The organism is Mucilaginibacter puniceus, assembly GCF_054783175.1.
Genome location: NZ_BAAGRB010000001.1, coordinates 1,123,855 through 1,147,527 on the forward strand (window position 1 = coordinate 1,123,855; position 23,673 = coordinate 1,147,527).

General features: G+C 37.7%; 27 protein-coding genes. 23 read left to right on the forward strand and 4 right to left on the reverse strand.

The genetic code is table 11. The annotated features are described in order from the left end of the window. Positions 1-32 precede the first annotated feature (32 nt). The 23 genes from ACYVJ6_RS05320 to ACYVJ6_RS05430 all read left to right on the forward strand — a co-directional run bounded on the left by ACYVJ6_RS05320 (position 33) and on the right by ACYVJ6_RS05430 (position 19,103). Entirely contained in the window at positions 33-641 is a 609-nt protein-coding gene (locus ACYVJ6_RS05320; RefSeq protein WP_460692989.1) for a sigma-70 RNA polymerase sigma factor region 4 domain-containing protein, read from the forward strand. Beyond that, the gene (locus ACYVJ6_RS05325) at positions 638-1,036 is read left to right on the forward strand and encodes a hypothetical protein (protein WP_460692990.1); all 399 of its coding nucleotides are present in this window, start codon (positions 638-640) and stop codon (positions 1,034-1,036) included. Before ACYVJ6_RS05320 ends, ACYVJ6_RS05325 begins: the two co-directional genes overlap by 4 nt. Next, on the forward strand, positions 1,033-1,806 hold the full coding sequence (locus ACYVJ6_RS05330; protein WP_460692991.1) for an ImmA/IrrE family metallo-endopeptidase: 774 nt from the start codon (positions 1,033-1,035) through the stop codon (positions 1,804-1,806). Before ACYVJ6_RS05325 ends, ACYVJ6_RS05330 begins: the two co-directional genes overlap by 4 nt. Positions 1,807-2,128: 322 nt before the next feature. Next, positions 2,129-2,458, forward strand: coding sequence for a helix-turn-helix domain-containing protein (locus ACYVJ6_RS05335; RefSeq protein WP_460692992.1), 330 nt, complete (start codon positions 2,129-2,131; stop codon positions 2,456-2,458). Then, positions 2,455-2,775, forward strand: a complete 321-nt coding sequence (locus tag ACYVJ6_RS05340) for a hypothetical protein (RefSeq protein WP_460692993.1) — start codon at positions 2,455-2,457, stop codon at positions 2,773-2,775. The genes ACYVJ6_RS05335 and ACYVJ6_RS05340 overlap by 4 nt, the downstream gene beginning before the upstream one ends. A 174-nt stretch (positions 2,776-2,949) precedes the next feature. Continuing rightward, a complete protein-coding gene (locus tag ACYVJ6_RS05345) occupies positions 2,950-3,360 on the forward strand; it encodes a plasmid mobilization protein (RefSeq protein ID WP_460692994.1) in 411 nt (136 codons plus the stop codon). Next, positions 3,327-4,583: a relaxase/mobilization nuclease domain-containing protein gene (locus ACYVJ6_RS05350; protein ID WP_460692995.1), complete on the forward strand. Its 1,257-nt coding sequence runs from the start codon at positions 3,327-3,329 to the stop codon at positions 4,581-4,583. Before ACYVJ6_RS05345 ends, ACYVJ6_RS05350 begins: the two co-directional genes overlap by 34 nt. A 10-nt stretch (positions 4,584-4,593) precedes the next feature. Further along, positions 4,594-6,531 carry a conjugal transfer protein MobC gene (mobC, locus tag ACYVJ6_RS05355; RefSeq protein ID WP_460692996.1) on the forward strand — a complete coding sequence of 646 codons (1,938 nt, stop codon included), beginning with the start codon at positions 4,594-4,596 and terminating at the stop codon, positions 6,529-6,531. A gap of 217 nt (positions 6,532-6,748) precedes the next feature. After that, positions 6,749-7,618: an RteC domain-containing protein gene (locus ACYVJ6_RS05360; RefSeq protein ID WP_460692997.1), complete on the forward strand. Its 870-nt coding sequence runs from the start codon at positions 6,749-6,751 to the stop codon at positions 7,616-7,618. A gap of 169 nt (positions 7,619-7,787) precedes the next feature. Then, on the forward strand, positions 7,788-8,303 hold the full coding sequence (locus tag ACYVJ6_RS05365; protein WP_460692998.1) for a hypothetical protein: 516 nt from the start codon (positions 7,788-7,790) through the stop codon (positions 8,301-8,303). A 38-nt stretch (positions 8,304-8,341) separates the two neighbouring features. Beyond that, positions 8,342-8,680 (forward strand): DUF4134 domain-containing protein, encoded by a 339-nt coding sequence (locus ACYVJ6_RS05370; protein ID WP_460693301.1) that lies wholly within the window; start codon positions 8,342-8,344, stop codon positions 8,678-8,680. Positions 8,681-8,695: 15 nt separating this feature from the next. After that, complete coding sequence (locus ACYVJ6_RS05375; RefSeq protein ID WP_460692999.1) at positions 8,696-9,010, forward strand: DUF4133 domain-containing protein; 315 nt, start codon at positions 8,696-8,698, stop codon at positions 9,008-9,010. 2 nt (positions 9,011-9,012) lie between these two features. Continuing rightward, complete coding sequence (locus tag ACYVJ6_RS05380) at positions 9,013-11,502, forward strand: TraG family conjugative transposon ATPase (RefSeq protein WP_460693000.1); 2,490 nt, start codon at positions 9,013-9,015, stop codon at positions 11,500-11,502. Between the two features lie 15 nt (positions 11,503-11,517). After that, on the forward strand, positions 11,518-11,889 hold the full coding sequence (locus ACYVJ6_RS05385; protein ID WP_460693001.1) for a hypothetical protein: 372 nt from the start codon (positions 11,518-11,520) through the stop codon (positions 11,887-11,889). Between the two features lie 56 nt (positions 11,890-11,945). Further along, positions 11,946-12,629 (forward strand): conjugal transfer protein TraI, encoded by a 684-nt coding sequence (locus ACYVJ6_RS05390; RefSeq protein ID WP_460693002.1) that lies wholly within the window; start codon positions 11,946-11,948, stop codon positions 12,627-12,629. After that, positions 12,616-13,308: a hypothetical protein gene (locus ACYVJ6_RS05395; RefSeq protein WP_460693003.1), complete on the forward strand. Its 693-nt coding sequence runs from the start codon at positions 12,616-12,618 to the stop codon at positions 13,306-13,308. The genes ACYVJ6_RS05390 and ACYVJ6_RS05395 overlap by 14 nt, the downstream gene beginning before the upstream one ends. Positions 13,309-13,320: 12 nt before the next feature. Then, the gene (locus ACYVJ6_RS05400; RefSeq protein ID WP_460693004.1) at positions 13,321-13,968 is read left to right on the forward strand and encodes a TerB family tellurite resistance protein; all 648 of its coding nucleotides are present in this window, start codon (positions 13,321-13,323) and stop codon (positions 13,966-13,968) included. Positions 13,969-13,979: 11 nt separating this feature from the next. After that, positions 13,980-15,197 carry a conjugative transposon protein TraJ gene (traJ, locus tag ACYVJ6_RS05405; RefSeq protein ID WP_460693005.1) on the forward strand — a complete coding sequence of 406 codons (1,218 nt, stop codon included), beginning with the start codon at positions 13,980-13,982 and terminating at the stop codon, positions 15,195-15,197. A 26-nt stretch (positions 15,198-15,223) separates the two neighbouring features. Continuing rightward, positions 15,224-15,838 carry a conjugative transposon protein TraK gene (gene traK / locus ACYVJ6_RS05410; RefSeq protein ID WP_460693006.1) on the forward strand — a complete coding sequence of 205 codons (615 nt, stop codon included), beginning with the start codon at positions 15,224-15,226 and terminating at the stop codon, positions 15,836-15,838. Between the two features lie 5 nt (positions 15,839-15,843). Beyond that, positions 15,844-16,188 carry a hypothetical protein gene (locus tag ACYVJ6_RS05415; protein ID WP_460693007.1) on the forward strand — a complete coding sequence of 115 codons (345 nt, stop codon included), beginning with the start codon at positions 15,844-15,846 and terminating at the stop codon, positions 16,186-16,188. Positions 16,189-16,191: 3 nt separating this feature from the next. Beyond that, the gene (traM, locus tag ACYVJ6_RS05420; RefSeq protein WP_460693008.1) at positions 16,192-17,466 is read left to right on the forward strand and encodes a conjugative transposon protein TraM; all 1,275 of its coding nucleotides are present in this window, start codon (positions 16,192-16,194) and stop codon (positions 17,464-17,466) included. A 10-nt stretch (positions 17,467-17,476) separates the two neighbouring features. Further along, positions 17,477-18,316 (forward strand): DUF4138 domain-containing protein, encoded by an 840-nt coding sequence (locus ACYVJ6_RS05425; protein ID WP_460693009.1) that lies wholly within the window; start codon positions 17,477-17,479, stop codon positions 18,314-18,316. 16 nt (positions 18,317-18,332) lie between these two features. Next, positions 18,333-19,103, forward strand: a complete 771-nt coding sequence (locus tag ACYVJ6_RS05430) for a hypothetical protein (RefSeq protein ID WP_460693010.1) — start codon at positions 18,333-18,335, stop codon at positions 19,101-19,103. Between the two features lie 267 nt (positions 19,104-19,370). On the opposite strand, the gene ACYVJ6_RS05435 is transcribed toward ACYVJ6_RS05430, so the two are convergent. From ACYVJ6_RS05435 to ACYVJ6_RS05450, 4 genes are all read right to left on the reverse strand, one after another. After that, the gene (locus ACYVJ6_RS05435; protein WP_460693011.1) at positions 19,371-19,721 is read right to left on the reverse strand and encodes a sensor histidine kinase; all 351 of its coding nucleotides are present in this window, start codon (positions 19,719-19,721) and stop codon (positions 19,371-19,373) included. A 69-nt stretch (positions 19,722-19,790) separates the two neighbouring features. Then, the gene (locus ACYVJ6_RS05440; RefSeq protein WP_460693012.1) at positions 19,791-20,378 is read right to left on the reverse strand and encodes a CBS domain-containing protein; all 588 of its coding nucleotides are present in this window, start codon (positions 20,376-20,378) and stop codon (positions 19,791-19,793) included. 542 nt (positions 20,379-20,920) lie between these two features. Continuing rightward, on the reverse strand, positions 20,921-21,685 hold the full coding sequence (locus ACYVJ6_RS05445; protein ID WP_460693013.1) for a hypothetical protein: 765 nt from the start codon (positions 21,683-21,685) through the stop codon (positions 20,921-20,923). Then, a complete protein-coding gene (locus tag ACYVJ6_RS05450; protein WP_460693014.1) occupies positions 21,678-23,654 on the reverse strand; it encodes an AbiJ-related protein in 1,977 nt (658 codons plus the stop codon). The genes ACYVJ6_RS05445 and ACYVJ6_RS05450 overlap by 8 nt, the downstream gene beginning before the upstream one ends. Positions 23,655-23,673: the final 19 nt, after the last annotated feature.

Here is a 23,673-nt window from a genome sequence, read left to right on the forward strand (position 1 = left end):
ATATATTTATGAGTACCAAATAAACCTATTACATGATAGAACCTCGGACACTCGAAAAACTTGAAGCTATTGATGAAAGATCATGGCGGCTGATTTATAAACAGCTTGTGTTATATTCCAATTTCAAATTAAATAAAGCGGGTTTTGAAGTCAGAACTGAAAAAGATAGCGTAGATGCCGAACATTTTGTTGCTGATGCAGTTGAAAAACTCTTTGACGGTACAAGAAAGTGGGATTTTGAACAATATCCTGATGTAACCATTCACTTAAAATTGATCATCAAAAGTTTAATTTCAAATCATTTTAAATCGTCTAAGCGTTCCGTTGTCAAAGCAGGGGGCGATGCTGATAATATAATTAATGCCCAGGATAGTTTTGATGATCCAATAAATGATGAACTTTTAAGTGATGATAGCCGTACTACCGAAACAGAAGAAGTATTAATTGATGATGAGGACTGGAAAAGAATAGAAACCGCTTTTGGTGAATTTAAAGATGATTATGCCATTTTTTCAGAATGGCTTGAGGGTAGCCCACCCCGGGTTATTGCAGAAAGTTTTGAAATATCAGTTAGTGACATAAATAATGCCATTAAAAAAGGAAAAAGAATTGTGAAAACATTATTTAATAAACAATCATGAAAAACATTAAAGTAAACATTGACCAACTTAATGATGACTTGTTCATGATGGTACGTAATCAACCCGATTTGCTTGATGAGTTTTTAAAGGAAGAGGGATACAATCCATCTGAAGTTGAAAAAAAAGGTATTGCCCAAATTAAGGCACTTCTATTTAAGCATAGGGTTGCATTAAAACAGGCTCAACAAGAAAGTTTATATACAAAAGCTATCGCTGTTTTTGTTAGCGCACAGGCAAACACAAAAGAGATAATATTGCAATTGCTTCATCAGAGAGCTCCTAAATTGCAATTTAACAATCTCGAAAAGATGGATGAAACCGACTTACGAGAAATACTGGACGAAACTGACTTACTTGATCTAATGAACAAAATTGAAAAGGGCGAACTGCAATGAAAATTAATCCGGGTTTTGTTGCAAAAAAACTTTTAAATAGTTTAGGCATTGAAGATACATCTTCAATAAATATGGCTGACCTAATAGTTTATCATGATGGCATCGTAAAAGAGGTAAACCTAAATAATTGTGATGGTCGATTAGTGATGAAAAATGGTCGTTCTATAGTTTCAGTTGATTCAAAAATTGAGTTTGCTCAACGGAAAAGATACGTATTAGCACATGAGTTGGGCCACATATTGATGCACGCGGACAAAGACGCTTCATTTACAGACGATGATTCTACATTAGATGGTTATAAGAATGGTCCTCAAGAAAAGGAGGCTAATGATTTTGCGGCTGAATTATTAATGCCTGAAGAGTTATTTAAAGCCTCCTGTTTTAAGAAAAAATTTAGTCCCGACTTAATCAGAGAACTTGCTGAAAAATTTAATACCAGCTTGACATCAACAGTATATAGATTTATAGATCTTGGAAATCATCCAATAGCAGCATTCTATAGCAAAGTAGGCAAAATTCAATATTGGAAAAAGTCTAATGATATGAGGTATTGGATACCTGATAAAAATAAACTGGATGTGCCGAGTGATTCGGTGGCTAATGAGTTTTATGTTTATAATAGAGTTTATAGAAAAGAAGACTCGACTCAAGAAATATCAAAATCTACCTGGTTTGATTTAGGTAAATATGATGAGGACTCTCCGATGTATGAGTTTTGTATTATTACTCCTCGATATAACTCAGTATTGAGCGTTGTTTGGGAGCAATAGATAATGGACTTTTGTGATGTGCCTACTAAGGCTCAATAAAATTTATATTGCGCAGACTTTGTAGAACTCTTCCATTTTGTCATTTAATTCTTTAGACAGATGATACCAGTCGGTCATTTCAATGCTCTTCATCATTAAGTACAACGTGTCTATTATATGTTATTTCATGCCTTTGCTGATAGTTGAATTTATGTATAAAGATGAAGTTGTTTATTATAAGGGTCCCAGATAATATAATATAATAAAAAACACCTACCTCATACATGAGGTGTGAAAAATATATTTTGGCCTTCACCACATTTGCCACAGTAAAATTTAAGCTATGGCAAATTACAATGAAACTAAGAACGACTTTCCAAAAGTTCACAGGGATCAGTTGATAACTGTTCAGGACTTGATTGATTTTAAACAGCAACTTATAGGCGACATTAAGAAATTGCTAAAAGAACAATCCGGGCATCCGGGCCACCAATGGCTCAAAGCTTTTGAAATTAAAAGGATGTTACGCTTGTCGGAAAGCAAGCTTCAAATCCTGCGGGATAAAGGCGTTATTCCATTCAAGAAATTGGGTGGTGTAACGTACTATAACCTGGAAGAGATCGAAACCCTGATGCACTCAGGGACATTAATTGATCAGATGAAAATGGCATGAAGCGGAAGGTAAAACGGATCATTCCGAAACAACCAAAAGCCCCCCAGGCTAACCTTAAAAACAAGGGAGCAGACCTGGACGGATTTGGTGTTAATGTGCCCCCGGACAGATTTGTGGTACATATCTATTTTGACCAAAAGGATTTGGCGGAATTTGCTGATGTGTTCTTAGCGGAGCAGAAATCACTGAAATGGAAAACGGGAACTGGTACGCCAATTCGTAACTGGAAAGTTTGTGCGGCTGACTGGATTTTTGACCATCTGCAACGAATTAAGCGAAAATCAAGGCTATCGCCATATTGCAGCGAATCAATTTGAGTATGGATGTTTTAACAAATCCAATCGAGGACTTTGAAAAAGGAGGAGATTGCCTCTTTCAGCAATCAGCAAGATAAACGTTTGTCCGACAAACGAATCTTGCCCTCTCTTCCGAAGTCAGTCCGGGGGCATAGAAAAAATCCTCCAGGGTCGGATTTTTTAAAGTATAGAGCAATGGAAAACGAAGAAGAAAACCGATTAAGAAAAGTCACAACGAGGTTCAAACCGAACGAATTTAAGGTGCTTGACACACGCTTTAAGAAAACACGGTTTTTGAAACTAAGTGAGTATATCAGATGTGTTTTACTCGAAAAACCGATTACCGTAAACTACCGTGATAAGTCAATGGATGATATGCTGGAAGAACTGGCGTTGCTGCGGAAAGAACTGAATGCTATCGGAAATAATCTCAATCAGGCAGTTCGTCAAATCAACAGTGCCCACGGAAATGCTGATAACAGATTATGGTCAAATCTTCTTTCCATTATTGGGAGTAAGGTTGATCCGTCAATAGCGCAAATCAAAGAACATATGCAAAGTTTCTCAGAATTATGGTCGCAAAAATTAAAACCGGAAGAAGTATAATCGGTGCAATAAATTACAATGAACATAAAGTACGGCTGGGTAAAGCAGAATTGATTTTAGCACAAGGCTATCTCAAAGACCCGGTTGAACTAACGTTCAATGATAAGTTGCTAAGGTTAACAGATTTGACGAAACGCAATGAGCGCACTCTTGTCAACACTTTGCATGTTTCGTTAAACTTTGCTGTTAGTGAAAACTTAGGCAAGGATGTCCTTCAGCAAATTACAGATGATTACATGGAGGGTTTAGGTTTTGGAAAACAGCCATATTTAGCTTATCAGCATTATGATGCAGGGCACCCCCATTTACATATTGTAACGACTAACATCGAGCCGGATGGTAAACGCATCAGCTTTCATTTGCTTGCCAACAGGGCATCAGAAGATACTCGTAAGCAAGTTGAATTAACTTATAATCTTGTTAAAGCGGAGGATCAGGGTAAGCAACAAAACATCATAAGCAAGCCCTTGGAGGAGGTGGCTTATGGTAAATCAGAACTAAAAAGATCGATCACAAATATTGTAACCGAAGTGGTTAGGGCTTATAAGTTTACCAGCATCCCAGAACTAAACGCTGTACTCAATCAGTATAATATCACCGCAGATCGTGGGTCTAAAGATTCAAGAATGTATGAAAAGAACGGCTTGGTTTATTGGGTATTGGACGGAAAAGGCAACAAAGTTGGGGTGCCTATCAAGGCAAGCAGCATCTATGGCAAGCCAACTTTGAAGACACTCGAAGACCGTTTTCGGTTAAATGAAATGCTCCGCAAGCCATTAAAAGAACAGTTGAAAGGTGCAATAGAAAAAGTTTTATTGAAACCAATATCGAAGTCAGCTTTCCAAAAGCAACTGAAAGAGCAAGGTATTCAAGTCGTATTCCGGCAAAATGAAGAAGGCCGTTTGTACGGAATAACATTCATAGATCATAAATCTAAGGCCGTATTTAACGGTAGCGATTTAGGCAAAACGTATAGTGCAGCTTCACTTTCTGGCTGGTTCAAAATCGAAAAGACAACCCAACATCAGCCTACAGTAAAGGCCGCAAATAAAGATATTACGTCTTACAAACTCCCTGACAATATTTCAGGTTTAACTCCTCCCGACGGTAACGGTGAATCTCTGATGGATATGTTATTTCAGGAAGAGCATCAGGATATGTCTGCTTTAGGACGGCTACAACAAACAAAAAGGAAGAAGAAACGAAAGGGACACTCACTATAAATCAATTATTATGCAAACAGGTGAAAATGAACAAGCCCTAAGAAAGATCATTGATTTTACAAGGCTACTGAGTTTAGGCGTATTACTTATCCACTTCTATTTAAGTTGTTATCCGGCATTCATGCAATTGGGGCTAACAAAACCGATAATAAATCATGTACTACTACCCATTTCTAAAATGTTGATTTTTAGGCAGGTTATGTATGTGAAGATTTTTGCCCTATGTCTGCTACTGGTTTCATTAGTAGGCAGTAAAGGTAAAAAGGATGAAAAAATCCGAACAAAAACGATAATTACCTATTGCGTCACCGGTTTGTTGTTATACTTCATCAGTAATTTAATATTGACATTAGGTTACCCTGCCTATACCATTGCCATCCTTTATATCGGTTTAACTTCATTGGGGTATATTCTATTGCTTTCAGGTGTAAGCCTGCTTTTTAGAATTTTAAAGCTGACATTAGGTAAAGATATTTTCAATAAGGACAACGAATCATTTCCACAAGAAGAAAGACTGCTTGAAAATGAATACTCCATTAATCTACCAGCCATCTATAACCTAAAGGGTAAAAGCCGCAAAAGTTGGATCAACATCATAAACCCATTCAGGGGTACGTTAATTGGCGGTAGCCCAGGATCGGGAAAGTCATATTTTGTGATACGGCACGTTATTACACAGCATATTCAAAAGGGTTTTACCATGTTGGTATATGATTTTAAATATGACGACCTTTCTAAGATAGTTTACAATGCCTTGCTAAAATATGGGCACCTGTATAAAGTAAAGCCATCCCAATACATCATCAACCTTGAACAGATCATGCACCGCGCTAATCCATTAGAACCGCAAACCATGCTTGATATAACCGATGCGATAGATTCCAGTCGTACCATTATGCTGGGCCTTAACCGGGAATGGATAAAGAAGCAAGGCGACTTTTTCGTGGAATCACCTATCAATTTTATTACTGCCATTATGTGGTTTTTAAAGAAGTATGAGGGTGGCCGCTATTGTACCCTGCCCCATGTTATTGAACTGGCACAGGTTGAATACAAAGAACTTTTTGAAGTTTTATTACAAGAGCCTGAAATTGAGGTGTTGATTAACCCCTTTGTTTCAGCATGGAAAAATGAAGCTTACGAACAGTTGGAAGGTCAGGTGGCCAGTGCGAAGATCAGTTTAGCCCGATTGTCATCACCACAATTATACTACGTATTGAGTGGTAATGATTTTTCATTGGATATTAATAACCCCGAGGAGCCTAAAATAGTTTGCCTGGCGAATAATCCGGTAAAATCACAGGTCTATGGTGCTGTACTATCTTTGTATATCAACAGGATCAATAAGCTGGTTAATCGTAAAAATCAGCAAAAGTGCAGTATGATCTTCGATGAGTTCCCTACAATTTATTTTAACGGGATAGATAATCTCATCGCGACCGCAAGATCAAATAAGGTCGCTGTTACGTTGGCGGTACAGGATTACAGCCAGTTAAAAAAGGATTATGGGCGTGAACAGGCGGAAGTGATTTTAAACATCGTTGGTAATGTGATTTTTGGTCAGGTAACAGGCGATACCGCGAAACAACTATCAGAACGCTTTGGCAAGATCAACCAGGAGAAGGAAAGTATTTCTATCAATAGTTCGGATACCTCTGTTAGCAAATCTGTACAATTGGATTATGCTGTGCCTGCTTCTAAAATATCAGGTCTTTCATCGGGCGAATTTGTGGGGATGGTTGCCGATGACCCGGATAACAAAATTGATCTCAAAACTTTTCATAGTGCGATTCAAAATGACCATGATGCCATAAAAAGGGAAGAAGAAGCCTATAAGCCGATCCCTTCGGTGAGAGAAGTAGATCAAGCGGAGGTATTAATGAACTACCACCAAATTAAAGAAGATATTAAGGTTTTGGTGGAAACTGTTTTAAGTCAGCTTTGTTGAATTAAGCAATTATTTTGCTTATTATTTACAAATAAGCAATTTTACAACGCATCTTTCGTTTAAAACACACTTAGTTTGCTTTTTTTGTGCTTGCTAATTATTTTTTCCATTATACCATAGTAATCCTTTTATTTTTAATTAGTCCGTATTTAACAATAGAGCCTATAGCGTAAGACCTTACTCCATATAATATTTCTTTTACCTGAAATAAGTGTCTATGAGAAAATTTGCGGAGCGGTTAAACAGCGCACTTGAAAACCAATTAAACGAAGTTTCTTCCAACGGAGAAACATTAGCAGAGCGATACAGGGCCTCTATTATGCTTTCCAAAAAAGCGATGGCCAAGCTTAAGAATTATATCCATAGCTATTCCTTTGAAAATACTGAGGATGAGATTCATTTCTTTAAAAAAGTGAAACCACAGTTTTATAACCGGTACATTTATTTCATAAATGTATATAATCTCATTATGCAAAAGCCGCTTGGTGGGGATGACATATTAAAAGAATACATCAACATTGAACTGACTGATTTAAAACGGTTTTTCGACCACAACCAAGCATTTTATCAATATTACAGGTCCGGGTCATGTAAAATGGATGAGATTTATTTTACTCGTGGTGGATTTGATGTTCATGTAGAATTAGATGATTTTGAAGATGATGAAGTTTATTCAACCAGTCATGATTATAAATTATCTAAGATCATTGCTAATGAAAAATACCAGGATTATCTCAACCTTGAACTGGTGAATATAGATAACAATGTCAATCATGCACAGGATATCGCTCTTGAACTTCCCCTGACATGGACTTCTAATAAAACTGATATGGTAGAGCTGATTTATGCTTTGGTTGCTTTGGGGGTATTTAATAACGGAAATGCTGAAATTAAATCAGTGATCAATTTCTTTCAGCATATTCTACAAGTGGACCTTGGAGCCTATTACCATAAATACACAGATATTACCCGTAGGAAAAAGGAACGTACTTCCTTTTTAGATAAACTCAAAGTCGCACTTTTAAGGCGCATAGATGAAAAATTCGCGCTCGATGAACCTATGCAACAATCTATGCACTTTAATTAAGCCATAATAGACAAAATATAGCTGGGTTTAAATTTTAATTTAAAAACAACTCCGAATAACCAATAAAAAACACCTACCTCATGTACGAGGTGTGAATTTTAAATTGTTGGTACCCTCACCTTTGTTTTCAGGTTACCGCATGGAGTGGTAACTTTTAAACTAAAATCCTATGTTGTCTTCAATTTCCTGGCAGCACTATTTGGCAGCCATAATTATTCTATCCCTTATTTATTACGGGTACGTAGTACTTCGTTATTACCAAAAAGAAATTAGCAACCTGTTTAACCGTAAGCAAGATGCCACGGTATTATTCTCAAATGTTCAATCCGGGCCCTATCAGGTAATGGGCAATGCGAAATTAGATAATGGAGTAACCATCACCGAATCTCAGGACTTGGTTTTTTCCGAATCATTAGAAGATCATCCGCCAGCAGGTGCAATCATTGCAGCGGACATTACCCCATCGCAGGAATTAACGGTTGAGGCCGGTAATTTAATAGATGCTTTTAAACAGATTGATAACAAGCCGGAGTTTATAACCCTACTTCGGATATTGATCGGATCTTATAAAAGATATAAAGATGAAATTGATTTGCCAGTAACACTAAACCGTGTTGTGGAATTATCCAAAGGAAAACTAATGTTTCCCATTGCCTTAACAGATTTGCAAGTTAACTGGGCATAAAGCTAATTAAATCTATAACCCATTTTAAATTAATCATGATGGAATTTCAAAAAACAAACCTCCGTTTAAGAACGGTAACCTTTTTCAAACAGGTAATAGCAGTAATCTCCTTTTTGTTGATTAACCCGTCCCTTTACGCCCAAGATGGCAACGCTGGTATAACAGAAGCGACCACGCAGGTGAAAAGCTATTTTTCAACCGGCACCAGTTTAATGTATGCCATCGGGGCGATCATGGGATTAGTCGGTGCTATAAAAGTCTTCAAAAAATGGAATGACGGTGAGCATGATACCGGCAAGGTAGCATCCAGTTGGTTTGGTAGCTGCATATTTCTTGTCGTCGTTGCTACAGTGTTAAAATCATTTTTTGGAGTATAGGCTAAATAAAAGATTATGTCAATGTATCAGATTAACAAGGGCATTAACAAACCCATAGAGTTTAAAGGGCTTAAAGCACAATATATTGGTTATCTCGCGGGCGGCCTGGTCATACTATTAATTGGTTTTGCAATCATGTACCTGATAGGTGTACCTGTTTATTGGTGCATTATTATAGTTGCCGGATTAGGATGCGCCTTATTTTATCAGGTATTCAGATTAAGCCATAAATACGGTGAGCATGGCCTAATGAAAAAGGCAGCCAAACATTATCTGCCCAACCATTTAAAATTTAGCTCCCGGAGGATTTTTTTACGATTAAAACAATAATCATGGCATCACATAGCAAAGCGGAACAAGTATTCCCCATTTATAAAGTTGAACATCAGTGTATGATCTCAGCGCAAGGAGATTTGACAATTGGTTACAAAGTCAATCTGCCGGAGATATTTACATTATCTAATGACGAATACCATGCTTTTCATGAGGTATTGATAAAAGCACTAAAACTCCTTCCTAAAAACAGTATTTTTCATAAACAGGATTGGTTTATAAATGACCAGTATGAAGCCGTCTTTGCACAGGATAACCAGGAAAATGTTAAAACATTTTTATCTCATTCGAGTGAGCGGTATTTCCATGAAAGGGCGTATTTACATCATCATTGCCATATCTATTTGACTAAAAAGCCGGATAAATTTAAGCGGTATTCAAGCGGGGTAAGTTTGCTGATGCGTAAACGAATTGTTCCTGTTCAAACAACTTGTGAGGAGTTGTTTAGGGATTTTGAAGACAGCGCGGGTCAATTCATAAGAGTTTTAGAAGATAGTGGGTTAATATCGTTAACCAGGTTAAATGATGATGAACTGGCCGGAACGATGAAGGTGCCCGGAATTTTAGAGCAGTATTGTTTCCTGTTGAATAAAAATCAATCCCCGGTTTTAAAGGATATTCATATCGAGGACGAAATCAGGATCGGCGATAATCACTGCCAGCTTTATACGCTAAGTGATGCGGAAGACTTGCCCGCGCTTTGCGGTCCCAGAATAACCTATGACAAGTACAGTACGGATAAAACGAAATTTAGCACAGGCTTTGCTACACCTATTGGCACCTTACTAAGATGTAATCACTTATATAATCAATACATCTTTATCGGGGATAGTAAGCAAACCTTAAAAAAACTGGAATCTAAAAAGCTTCGGCTTCAATCCCTGTCAGCCTATTCGCGGGAAAATGCGATTGGCAGGGATGCTACTCATGATTTTTTGAATGAAGCAATTAGTCAGCAACGGTTACCTGTTAAAGCACACTTTAATATTTTAGCATGGACGGATAACCCGGACAATTTAAAAGATCTTAAAAATAGGGTGAGTTCTTCGCTGGCTCAAATGGATGCGCAGCCGAAACAGGAAACAGATGGAGCAGCGCAGATCTGGTGGGCGGGATTACCAGGGAATGAGGCCAGCTTTCCAATGAATGACACCTTTGATACGTTTGTTGAGCAAGCTACCTGTTTCCTTAACCTCGAAACTAATTATCAATCCAGCATTAGTCCTTGCGGTATTCGCCTGGGCGACCGCCTATCAGGTAAACCTGTTCATGTTGATATTAGTGATGCCCCCATGACCAAAGGGATAACCACCAACCGCAATAAGTTTATTTTAGGTCCATCCGGTAGCGGTAAATCATTTTTTACCAACCACATGCTGCGCAGCTATTTTGAACAAGGCTCCCATGTGGTTATCGTAGATGTTGGACACAGCTATCAGGGTTTATGTGAATTTGTGGGGGGCTATTACTTTACCTATACCGAGGATGAGCCGATCAGCTTTAACCCATTCTATGTTCCCGAAGGTGATACCCTGGACACGGAAAAAAGAGAAAGTATAAAAGCCATGATCCTTGCCTTATGGAAAAAGGAGGACGAGGATGTGCAAAGGTCTGAATATGTAGCTATATCAGATGCGCTGTATCATTATTATGTAAAGCTAAAAGTCGAAACGGACATATTTCCGTGCTTCGACAGCTTCTATGATTTTTTATCAAATGAGTTTTATGAAACCATGAAGCAATCTAAAGTGAAAGATATTCGTTTTGATATTGACAATATGTTGTTTGTATTAAAACCGTACTATAAAGGTGGGGAATATGCCTATCTGCTAAATGCGAAGGAGAATCTCGATTTATTACAGAAACGCTTTATTGTCTTTGAATTAGATAATATTAAAGATCATCCAATTCTGTTTCCAGTTGTTACACTAATTATCATGGAAACATTTGTTTCTAAAATGCGGAAACTCAGTAAGGATACTCGTAAAATGATATTAATTGAAGAAGCCTGGAAAGCGATTGCACGAGAAGGTATGGCAGAATATATTAAATACCTGTTTAAAACAGTTCGTAAATATTTTGGTGAAGCCATCGTGGTAACACAGGATATTGAAGATATTATAAGTTCACCGGTAGTTAAGCAAGCCATTATCAATAACAGTGACTGTAAAATATTGCTTGACCAGCGTAAATATCAAAATGACTTTCCTAAAGTTCAACAGCTATTAGGTATCACGGATAAGGAAACAGCGTTAATAATGAGTATGAACAGGAACAACGATGAGAAATTACAATATAAAGAGGTATTTATTAGCCTGAATGGCCAATTATCTAAAGTTTACCGTACTGAAGTAAGCCGGGAAGAATACTGGACTTATACTACGGAATCGTCTGAGAAAGCAAAGGTACAGGCCTACACTAAAAAATTTGGTAATGTTCGCCTGGCTATCGCAGCAATTGTAAGAGAAGAATTAGAAAAAGCAGCTTAATTAAAACTAACCATTATGAAAAGATCAACCATTTTAATCGTCCTTACAACATTGTTATTTTACAGTTGTGGCAGTAACAATACAGCAACTGACATTTCGGGCACTTATGTTACACATTTCAAAAATGAGTACAGTATTACTTCTGATACCTTAGTAATAACATCGGAATCAAATTCGCAAACTTATAACGTTGAAAGACGAACTGGCTTTAATAAGGTACGGGATAGTAAAACACTTCCAAAGGAATTTAAAGTTGCAAAGTGGGTATCTACATATAATATAGACAAGCAATTGCTACAGGAAACTGAATTAGGCAAACAAATTTCCATATTACCAAACAAAAAAAGTTTAAAACTTGGTGATACCGAATACCAAAAAGTAAAATAATAGTTCTTATTTCTTAACATAATTTACCTGGTCAAATGACCAGAATGGGAGGCCTTATGAAAAAAATTAAGCAATCAATGATTCTGTTTTCTGTAACAATAGCCCTTTTGATACCTACAAAAACTGCTAATGCTCAATTTATTATTGGTGAAGTTATCAAGCTGACCGTAACTAAAGTTATTAAAGCCATAGACCTGAAAGTACAGCGTATGCAGAATAAAACAATATGGTTGCAAAATGCTCAAAAGGTCATTGAAAATCAGTTGTCTAAAACAAAACTGAATGAAATATCCGGCTGGACAGATCAGCAAAAACAACTATATAGTAACTATTATACCGAATTAGGGAAGATCAAATCTGCCATTGCAAAATACCAGCGAATTAAGGATATAACCATGAAGCAAGCAGCTTTGGTCGGTGAATATAAAAAAGCCTGGAGTTTGTTCCGGCAGGATAGCCATTTCAATCCCCAGGAATTAAGCTATATGCAGCAGGTCTATTCAGGGATTTTGGATGCCAGTATTAAGAATTTAGACGAAATCATGCTGGTTGTTAGCCCCACTAAAACCCAAATGACAGATGAACAACGTTTGGAATTGATTAACCACGCCAGTGATCACCTTGATGAAAATTATAATGATCTGCACCAGTTCAATAATCAGGGCATTCAATTGAGCCTGCAACGCAGTAAGGATTTAAACGATACGAAATCAATTAAAAAGCTTTATGGAATCAATTAACCGCTTAAAAATTCAGGCAGATGAGATCCGCCGGAAAAGTAAAAAATTACTCGCATTTGTAATCATGACCGTAACGGCATCAGCCTTCATTACAAAGGTAGAGGCACAGACTTTTGCAGAATGGTTCAATCAAAAAAAAACGCAAAAGAAGTATTTATTACAACAGATAGCCGCCTTACAAGTGTACTCCGCCTATTTAAAGAAAGGTTACAATATTGCTCACAATGGGTTAGGTTCAATATCCGGCTCATTGAAATCTGAAAATGGTTTGCACACAACCTATTACAACAATAGGATGAATGTTAACCCTGTCGTCAGAAATAACAAGCAGGTGAGTGATATACTGCAATGGCAAAAGGATATTCTTACCCGTATGGGGGATTTAGATAAAACAGCTAATATATCCGATGATGAAAAGAAGTACATCATACAGGTAAAATCTGCCCTGTTTAAGGATTGTGACGAACAGATCACCGAGTTGCAGAATGTGATAACGGACAGCAAACTACAAATGACCGATGAAGAGAGATTGACCCGTATAGGCAAAGTACACCTTGCGATGCAGGATAACTATCGTTTTTCCTCCACTTTTTCAAATCAGGTAAAAGTATATGCGGTGCAACGGGTGCGGGAAAGTAACGATGCGGCAACTACAAAAAGTTTATATGGTATTCAATAATAAAGCAGGGTTATGAAAAAGCATTTAAAATATATTATTGGTGTGCTGGTCGTACTTGTTGCTGTTAGCAATACTGTCAAATGCAAGGCTCAGGCACATGAAATGCAGCAATTGATTTTAAACATCGAAAAGCTTACCCAATTAAAGGGTATCCTAACCGATATGAAAACAGGGTATCAAATCTATCAGCAAGGCTATGGGACAATTTCATCCTTATCTAAAGGCAACTTTGACCTGCATAGCGTTTACCTTAACGGCCTTTTGTCTATTAATCCGGCAGTTAAGAATTACGGAAGGGTTGCGGAAATTCTTATACAGCAAGCCAGCCTGATCAGTGAATATAAAAGTGCTTACAGTAAGTTTAAACAAAGCGGCACATTCAGTACAGGTGAATTGAACTACATGAGCAATATTTATGTACAGTTGGTCAAACAAAGCCTTCAAAACCTGGATGAGTTGGCCAATGTGCTGACTGCCGGGAAACTCAGAATGTCCGACGACGAACGGCTGCGGGCAATTGATCGCATATATGGCAGTAGTTCAGACAAGCTTCAATTTCTGCGGCACTTTAACCGGCAAGGGGCCATGCTTAGTATCCAGCGAAGTAAAGAGATAGGCGATACGCGAACGCTCAAACAGCTTTATGGTATAAATAACTAATCCGAATTTTTATGAAAACCAAGGTTTATTTAACTGCAATTATTGCGGTAACGGGGATCGCTTTTCCCTTATTTTCTAAAGCACAAGGACTTGCGACTGATATTCAAGGCCTTCAGGGAACACTAAACGGTGTATATAATGATATGCTGCCGATGTGTAGTCAGTTGATCGGTGTAGGCCGGGCAATAGCAGGTTTCGGTGCATTATGGTATATAGGCAGCCGTGTTTGGCGGCAGCTTGCATGTGCCGAACCCATAGATTTTTATCCTTTAATGCGCCCCTTTGCCCTGGGGCTGGCCATTCTTTTATTTCCGACAGTGATCGCCGTTATTAATGGCATTATGCAACCGACTGTTAGCGCGACAAGCGGCATGGTACAAAATTCAGATAACGCTATCGCTGCCTTATTGAAAGCAAAAGAGGATGCAGTTGAAAAAACGAATACCTGGCAAATGTATGTAGGTGCTGATGGGGATGGCGATAGGGATAAATGGTACAAATACACCCATCCTGAAGACAAGGATGGAAGTGGTGAGGGTATGCTGGCCAGTGTAGGCAATGATATGAAATTTGCCATGTCCAAAGCATCGTATAATTTCCGCAACACGGTTAAACAATGGATGTCAGAAGTTCTGCAGGTGCTCTATGAAGCTGCCGCCCTATGTATCAATACCATCCGAACGTTTTATTTGATCATTCTCGCCATTTTAGGGCCCATCGTGTTTGGGCTGGCTGTTTTCGACGGTTTTCAGCATACACTCACCGTATGGTTGGCAAAATATATCAACGTTTTTCTTTGGCTGCCCATCGCTAATATTTTCGGTGCAATCATTGGCAAGGTGCAGGAAAATATGCTCAAACTCGATATTTCACAGGTTCAAAATGCAGGTGATACCTTTTTTAGTGCAACAGATACGGCCTACCTGATTTTTTTAATTATTGGTATCATCGGTTATTTCACCGTACCAAGTGTAGCAAACTATGTAGTTAACGCGGGTGGTGGCAACGGGTTACTGCAAAAGGTAAACAGTATCGTAAGCAGTACCAGTCATTCCGTTGTTGGCGCGGCAAGTGCGGGTGGTAGTATGGCCGCTGATGCTTTTGGTAATCAAAAGGAAAATACCAGTCAAAGCATGGCATCTGGGGCCGTTTCAAAACCTTACTTCCAGGATAAAGGGCAGGCAGCAAATAGCTATCAGGCCTCAAAAATTGACCCTCAAAAATCTTAATTAATTCACCTCTTAATCTCAGTCTTATGTTCGCACATCTTAAAAATATTGATACAGCATTTAAGCATATAAAGCTGTTTAGTTACCTGCTCATAGGGGCATGTATCTTAATTTCATGCTTTGCACTTTTTAAAAGTTATCAGGCGGCAGATATTGCCGGAAGCCGAATCTACATATTAGCCAACGGGAAAGCTTTAGAGGCTTTTGCGGCAGACCGAAAAGATAATATCCCTGTAGAAGCGCGGGATCATATCAGGATGTTCCATCACTATTTTTTTACGCTTGACCCGGATGAAAAAGTCATTGATGCCAATATTGGCAAAGCTTTATATCTCGCCGATGAAAGTGCTAAAAATCAATACAATGATTTAAAAGAAAAAAGTTATTACAATAACCTGATTTCCGGAAATATCAGCCAGGAGATAATCGTAGACAGCATTCAACTGGATATGAACCAATATCCTTATTATTTCAAATGCTTTGCTACGCAAAAGTTGATCCGTTCCACTTCGACAGTAAACAGGAGCCTAATTACACAGGGATACCTACGCAACGTTACCCGTTCCGATAATAACCCCCACGGTTTTTTGATCCTGCATTGGGAAACATTAGCTAACAGGGATACCACTATTCAACACTAATGATGATGAACTTATTTAAAAATAACAGATCAAAAGAGGCCAGCGATAAAGTCAATGATCAATTAGCGGCAGTATTGGCAAACAGGCTTATTAAAGTACAGTTCCGCATAGCCCAATATCTGAATGCCTGGTTTAATGCGTATTCGGTTAAGCAAAGGAAATGGATACTGCTGTCATCGGGTGTCTTGATAGCCGGGCTTTTAATAGCCGGTGTATTCAGCTCATTTTATAGCATCTCGCTTTGGTCGCAGGGCAATTATACATCCGCTCATATCGGCATGGCTTCCGAAATACCCAAGCCAAATTTTAGTAAACATCAATTAATAGATTCTTTAACCATAAAAAAGTAGATCATGGAAACACAACAGGTAAGCGGTCAAACGCCGCAGCACTCGCAGGAGTTCTTAAAAGAACGCAAATTTTTAATGATAGTCCCTTTATTGATCCTGCCATTCTTAACAATGGGATTTTGGGCTTTAGGAGGTGGTAAACAGGTAAACGGCCAGTTTGATGCCTCAACTACTAAAGGGCTGAATACCTCGCTGCCCCAGGCACAGTTTAAAGACGAGAAAGCTGAAAATAAGATGGGTATCTATCAAGATGCCAAAAGGGATTCAGCAGGATCGGAAAATAGCGGCGTTAATCAAAACTTCGTCCGCTCAATGGGATTTGATGCCGCGAAAGCCAAACCTATAGATTCTATGGGCAGTGCGATCAACCCCGGCGAACCACAAAATATGGCAGATGCAAACGAGTTGAAAATTCAAGCCAAACTTGCGCAGATCAACCGCCAAATCAGTCAGCCGGAAGCACCGCAATATTCAGGCGGCGGAACACATGGCCAGCAATCGGGCCCGGATGTCAAAAGGTTGGAAATGATGATGAAAACAATGAACAGCGGCGGTAACGACCCGGAAATGCGGCAACTCAGTCAAATGTTGCAGCAGATCAATGATATTCAAAATCCGGAAAATGAAAATAGCCGCGTACGTAGCCAATCTTTAAAAAATCGTCAACGGGCATATCCGGTAATCGCCGCTAAAGACGAGGACGAAGATGATAACGGAGTATCAAACGATCAGCCATCTGTCCGCTATGCTTCTTATGAGGGCGGCCGTAAAGACAAAAAACGTCATACCGCAAATACAGGGCAAGCACCGGGTAATACGATTCAGGCGGTAGTGCATGAAGATCAGACACTGGTAAGCGGCGCGGTTGTAAAACTACGTTTGGTAGACGGTATTTATGTTAATGGCCGCATGATCCCCAAAGGCAGCTTCGTATATGGCACTTGTGGATTGAATAATGAACGGCTGATCATTAAGATCTCAAGTATTCGCTACTTAAATAATATTCTTCCGGTTGCACTTTCTGTATATGACCTGGACGGCATGGAGGGTTTATATGTGCCGGGGTCTATTGGCAGGGATGCCGCTAAGAACGGTATGGGCGATGCTGTCCAATCCGTACAGCTAATGTCAATGGGTCAGTCCGTAGGCACACAAGCTGCCGGAGTTGGTATTGAAGCCGCTAAGGGGCTTTTTGGCCGTAAGGTAAAACAGATCAAAGTTAAAATTAAAGCAGGTTACGAAGTATTGCTAAAGGATAGCAACGAAAGAGACAATTAAACAGATCATCATGAAAACATTAATCATCATCATATTTCTTGCCGCCATAGGGACAGTTTCCTATGCACAGGACACCGCATACATTAGCCGGGATAAAACAACGGCCTTGTTTTTCAAATCATCGGTTAAAGTCATTGGGAAAACACCATCTGATTTTGAAGTCAGGCAGGTTGAAAACGGCATAATAACGCTAAAAGCAATCAACCCTGATTTCAAGTCGGTCATGCTGAATATACAGGATCAAAATACCAATGAGGTTTATCATATACCTGTGCAATATTCTTATGGTCGGGCTGGACAGAGAATAGAAGTTGGAGGTAGCAGAGCCGTTATTACCGTTATCAGATCACCAGTGAGTAATAATGCAGCCATTGGTAGTCTGCTTGCATCCGGCAAACGCTCGGATGTGGTTGCCAGTAAGAAAACAGGAGGTGTTAAAGCTTGGGTAAACAAATTATCGCTTGCGAGTAACAAGGTGTTTTTCAGACTGGATATTCGCAACCGCTCAAACCTGCCTTACGATGTCGATTTTATTCGTTTTTATATCAGGGATTTAAAGACGGTTGCCCGCATGGCAACCCACGAGCAGGAAATAGTCCCCATATATTCAAACCTGATTAAACACACCACCATATCAAAAAGCAAGGAGATCGCTAAAGTATTTGGTTTCAATCGTTTTTCCCTGTCGGAAGATCAGGCATTGAATATTGAACTATACGAGCGGAACGGTAATAGGCACCTCTATCTCCAAATTAAACAAAAAGACCTGGATGATCTGAAAACGATCAATTCGGCTACACCAGCAGCAGTTATACTGGCTGCAAACCAATCAATTAACAGTAAATATTAATTTAAAACAAGTAATCATGAACGAGCAAAATTCTGAATTTTTGAAAAAAAGCTTGCTGAACCTGGGGTTCGGCGACAAATTAAACGCTGAACTGGACAAAGAAATGGAGGCGAAAACGCCTGAATTTATGTTGGGTATGCAGCATGAGTTTAATCAGAAGACCATTGATTATACGCTTCATTTTAAGGCTGGCGATAACCAGGATATGTATTTTTTTAATAAATACGATGCGACGATCAGCCACAAGGATGATCCGGCCAAAGATGTGAACCAATCATTTTTTATCAATAAGGGTAGCGGGATCACCGCTAAGGAAGCCTTTAATTTAATGGAAGGCAGAGCGGTTCACAAACAACTATACAACTTGGAAGGGCATAAATACCAGGCCTGGTTGCAACTGGATGATAAGAACCTGACCGATAACGGCAATAAAAAAATTAAGCATTACCATGAAAACTATGGCTATGATATAGATAAAGTGATTGCCGGTAAAGGAATAAAAGAACTGGACGACCCGAAAACTAACGAGGAATTGATGCGTTCCCTGAAAAAAGGGAATGCCCAACAGGTTACCGTAGATCGTGATGGCTCCGAACAAAAATATTTTATAGCCGCTAATCCGCAATTTAAAACAGTGGATCTGTACGACCATCAAATGAAAAAGATAAAACGGGAAGAACTATTGCAGCCGGAACAGAAGGCTACTAAAAGTTTAAAACAACGGGAGCAGCCAACGGAGGAGCAGCTAAAAAAAAAGCAGTCGCGAAGAACTAAATTAAGTGTATAATAGATTAAGAAGAAACAGGCTCAGTGAGCCTGTTTCTTCTTAATCTATTTAATATGCTTATTCTTACTTATCAAATTTTATATTTTCTATATTATGTTCTATTAGCCATTGTTGAAATGAGTTTTTGTCCAGAGCAGTAAAGTGAATAATTTTCCCATTTTTTAATAGGATGGTAAATATATCCGTGGAAGCCAGGAACTTCCGAAGTTCATCAGCTTTATAGTCGAAACCTGGATAACTGGAAGTCATATTGTTGATTTAGGTTGCTTACAAACTGATATAAAATTTTGTCCCGGTTCCTTCAATGCTTTTAAACCAAATGCTACCGTTGTGATGCTCCAGGCATTGTTTGGTAAAACATAGCCCCAGGCCAGTTGAGGTTTCGCCGTTTGTCCCTTCCCGTTGTGCAGAAGTGAATTTTTTAAACACCTCGGATTGTAAAGGCAAAGGAATACCTATACCAGCATCAACTATCTTTAAAACAAGTTTTTCACCTTTAAGCTTACTTGACACTTTTATAGTGGTGTGCGGATAAGAAAATTTTATAGCATTAGAAATAACATTTTGAACTGCTCTTTTTACCTGATTGCGGTCAATTTCTTTAATGACTTCTTCCACACATAATTCAGAAATAATTTCAATGTGTTTTAGGAGGCTTAACCCCAATTGTTCATCGATGCACTGCTGCTAAAAGCTGTTCATTTCTGTCGAAATTTTATTCAATTTTTTACTTTCGTCAAGTTCAACAAAAAGCAGATCATCCAATATATCAATAGCGTGTTTGCAGGAAAGGTTGCAAAGTTGAATTAATGTTTGATTTTCAGGATCTGTTATTGATTCATGTAAAAGGTTCGACAATCCGTATATATTGTTAATAGGGTTTCTTATATCATGGATTACCTTTTGATAATTTTGCTTTGTTTCACTTACAACCTGTGTTAGCCATTCTGTAATCGTTATTAAAGCGATCACACCAATAAATTCATTTTTATTGTACACCGGCAGGAAATCGGTTTGGAAAGATTTCATGAGATTGAAAACTTCAAAGATGGTTTGATCGGGCCCAGCGTGCGGTTTAGTGATGTTACAGTCAATCACCCTGCAATGGCAGGAATTACGCTGTACATCTTTAAGGGTAACAATGCCTATCGCTTTAAATTCTTTACCAATTACGGTCAAGTAATCGTTTTCTTTAAGCCATTCAGAGACATCCAGCATATCTTCCAGGGCAGATACACACAGGTAATCGCTGTCAATAAGATTAGTAATTTTCATCCGGCAGGTTTAAGCAACTCATAATTAATGGCGCAGGCAAAGCTTATCTGTCCATAGAGGTACTGGTATACCCGAAGTACGAAACAAGCCCGCCCACACCATTGGCATGAGCGCTCCGCTTATTCTCGTACTCCCAAAAATTACCAGTTTCCTATGGACGAGTTTTGCAAACGCAATATTTTCAAAAGAAATAAATCAATTTAAATATCTCCCTGGGAGACATAAATAAATTAGGTAAAAATAAGTAATTTTTTACTTAACTTACAATTAAAGATAATGGCTATTAAATTGATTAATAGATTTTCAAATAGCTATGGAAAGTAATAGCTATAGAATTAGGAATGTTTTTGAAATAGCCAATAAAAAGCACTCACAATTTAAAATACGTGTTTTTTTATTAATGTGGGCTACCGGGCCTAACCTAACCCTGTATATTCATACCCAATTTTTGAGTTAGATAGATTAACGAAATGTATTTATAAAATCGGTGTTCTTTAGCAATGCTGATTCTAAAATACTCTTCCAATAATTAAAGCCAAATGCTATTTTATCTTTTTCCAATCTCTCAATCCCAGAAAGGACAATTTCCTCAATCGAAGTTTTCCAATATAGGATTCAATATTGTTCCTTAATGGAGAGATAACTATATCGCTATTCTCACTAAACCTTTTGAAAAGTGATAGGTTAGCGTAGTGGCTTTGAATGATATCAAATAAGTCTTTATCAATTCCTACATGGTTATCTAAATAGAATTTAGTTTCAATGAGGTCTTTATTTATTATAATGTCTACAAAAAGAAATTGCTCTTTAGGTAATTCATCCAAATATAAGTTTAAAAACATACGTGATCCGTCTTTTAACCACGCCTTGCTTTTGTAACCATTACAAATTGTGCAACTTGGGAAAAGGTTTTTCGGGTGAACAACAAATTCACTAAATTCCGCTTTTGGTAGAAGATGGTCAAAGGAATTAATCTCACTTAAAGTGCAATTTTGACAAGTAGCGATTATTCTATTCGTTTCAGTTGTCGTAATTTTCGTCTTTAAAGCCTGAATCACACTACTTTGATAATTATACAGTTTAAGAAGATCTATTTTTTCTTTTTCGTCAAAATTAAAGCTAGTCAAGTGCTGTAATTTATTTAAGCTGAATTTTGTATCGAAGGTTTCAAATTGACCCTTAACGTTTTCTCGTAATAAAGTCAGGCGGGTTTTTAAATCGGGGTCTTTGACAGTATTTTTCTTTCGCTTGACAATGTTGTCATGGAAATTCAACGCATTCTCATCGAAGTGTTTAAGATTACGCATTTTGATTATTTATTAAACTTTTAATATACAAGCGAATATTAAGACTCAATGGCATTTCATCAAATTCTAAAAGCGTGATTATATCTTCATAGGTTTTACCTTCCTGAACCAACTCTTGAACAATTTTTTTATATTGCTTTGGAACGCTTTTGTTTCCAAAAACCTCATCTGTTAAAATAGTCAAGTTTTCACCAAACGACTCTATTCCAATTCTTCTAATTGATGGAATATTTCCGTTTTTCTCAATAATGAAAACATTTTTAGACATTAACTCACGAATTATCAGCGGTGAATGGGTAGCTATAATACAATAGGATTCAAACTCATCTACAAGTTCATAAATCGTATTCATCAATTCCGTTATAGCATTTGGATGTAAATGTGTTTCCGGTTCGTCATAAAGTATTAAAGAATCAAAGCGTATATGAGAGATAATTTCTGATATAATATAAAAAATGATTTTTTGGCCGGAGCTTAGCACACTTTTTATTTTTAAGAATTCAGCTAAATTAAAATCAAAGTTATTTCCTTTTTCGACCACAATCCTACCTGTTTTCTTTGTTAAAAAAAGGTCTATAATATCATCCTGAATAAAATTTAACAAAATTGATCTCCATTGGTCTATCCTTTCTCTTTGTATAATTCTTGACAAAGTGTCTTCAAAACGGATAGTTAGTGCAGCATCAGAAAGCAATTCATTATTGGAGTCTCTTACTCCGCAATAAACATAATTGAATGAAGCAGTTTTTAATGGGATTTGATAATTATCAAACGCACTATATGAAACGGCAATTACCTTGCTAAAAATAGGTACGAGTGGTTTAAATAATTCAGCATTGTTGTTAGAAATATGCATTGGCAACGATGTCATAAATTGAGTCTTCCCGGTACCGTTTTTCCCAATTAACGCATAAATTCTATTTGGCAACTCTTTGTTGTTATTGAAATTAAAATCGACATCGGCTGGTGTGGTTGAAAAATTGGGCGTGAACTTATATTGAAACTTGTATAAGTTTGAAAGGTCATGCCCGTTTAATTCGTATTTAATCGTTCTTAAATTTCTTTCAACGGCATCGTGCCTAATTAATGAATTAATAAAATACTTCTTTCTTTCAAACCTTTCATGAATTTCGGGGAAAAACGCTGCATCTTTGATAGCAAAAAGGACACTTTCCAACTCAAGACCTAAGCTTTGATTTAAATTTTTATAGTATTGAGCATTTTGACCGACCGAACAAAAATTATCGCTAAGCATGGTAAAGATGTCGGGAATGTTATCTAACGTTGTTGTCTCATCGGATGTCATTATTTTGACCATACCAATATTTTTACAATCATTTTTAGATTTATAATAGAAAAGCGAAAATTCACTTTTAAAATCATAATCGTTCCAGCCGGGGTTAAAAACCAAAGAAAAAGATGGAAAAACATCTGGTGTAGGGTGGGAATTCATACGGTCGGACCGCCCATTTGGAACCTTTATTAAATGAAATGGAATGTTATTCCGTTTTATTCCAATTGGTAAATTACTTACTTCTTGGGTTGGCTGGATAGAATAAATAGCGGTAGCGTTGTTATTGTAATCACTTTTTACGACCTTATATCCTTCCGTTTCTAAAATCGAATTAATCAATTGAATAATAACGTAGATTTCCATTTGGTCTTTTCGAAATTCAGGAAGCAGTAATCTTGTTATAAATTTCTCGAATGAATCGTTGTCTTCAACTAATTTGAATCGATGAATAAACGTTTGGTCGTAGTCCCAATCGCTGTTATTTACTAAGTGTTTTATTGCATCTTCATAGGCATTATCGTATCTTGAATCAGTTGAGGGCATTGTATGCAAATCCCATATTCCATTTAGAAATTCAACTAATTTTTCGGAATCGTCATCGCCACCAAAAGGGTTTGGTTGTTGGATTATAGTTTTGAAAACTTCATATTTAACTTGCTTAGATATCGAATACATTTGTTGAATTGGATTTAGT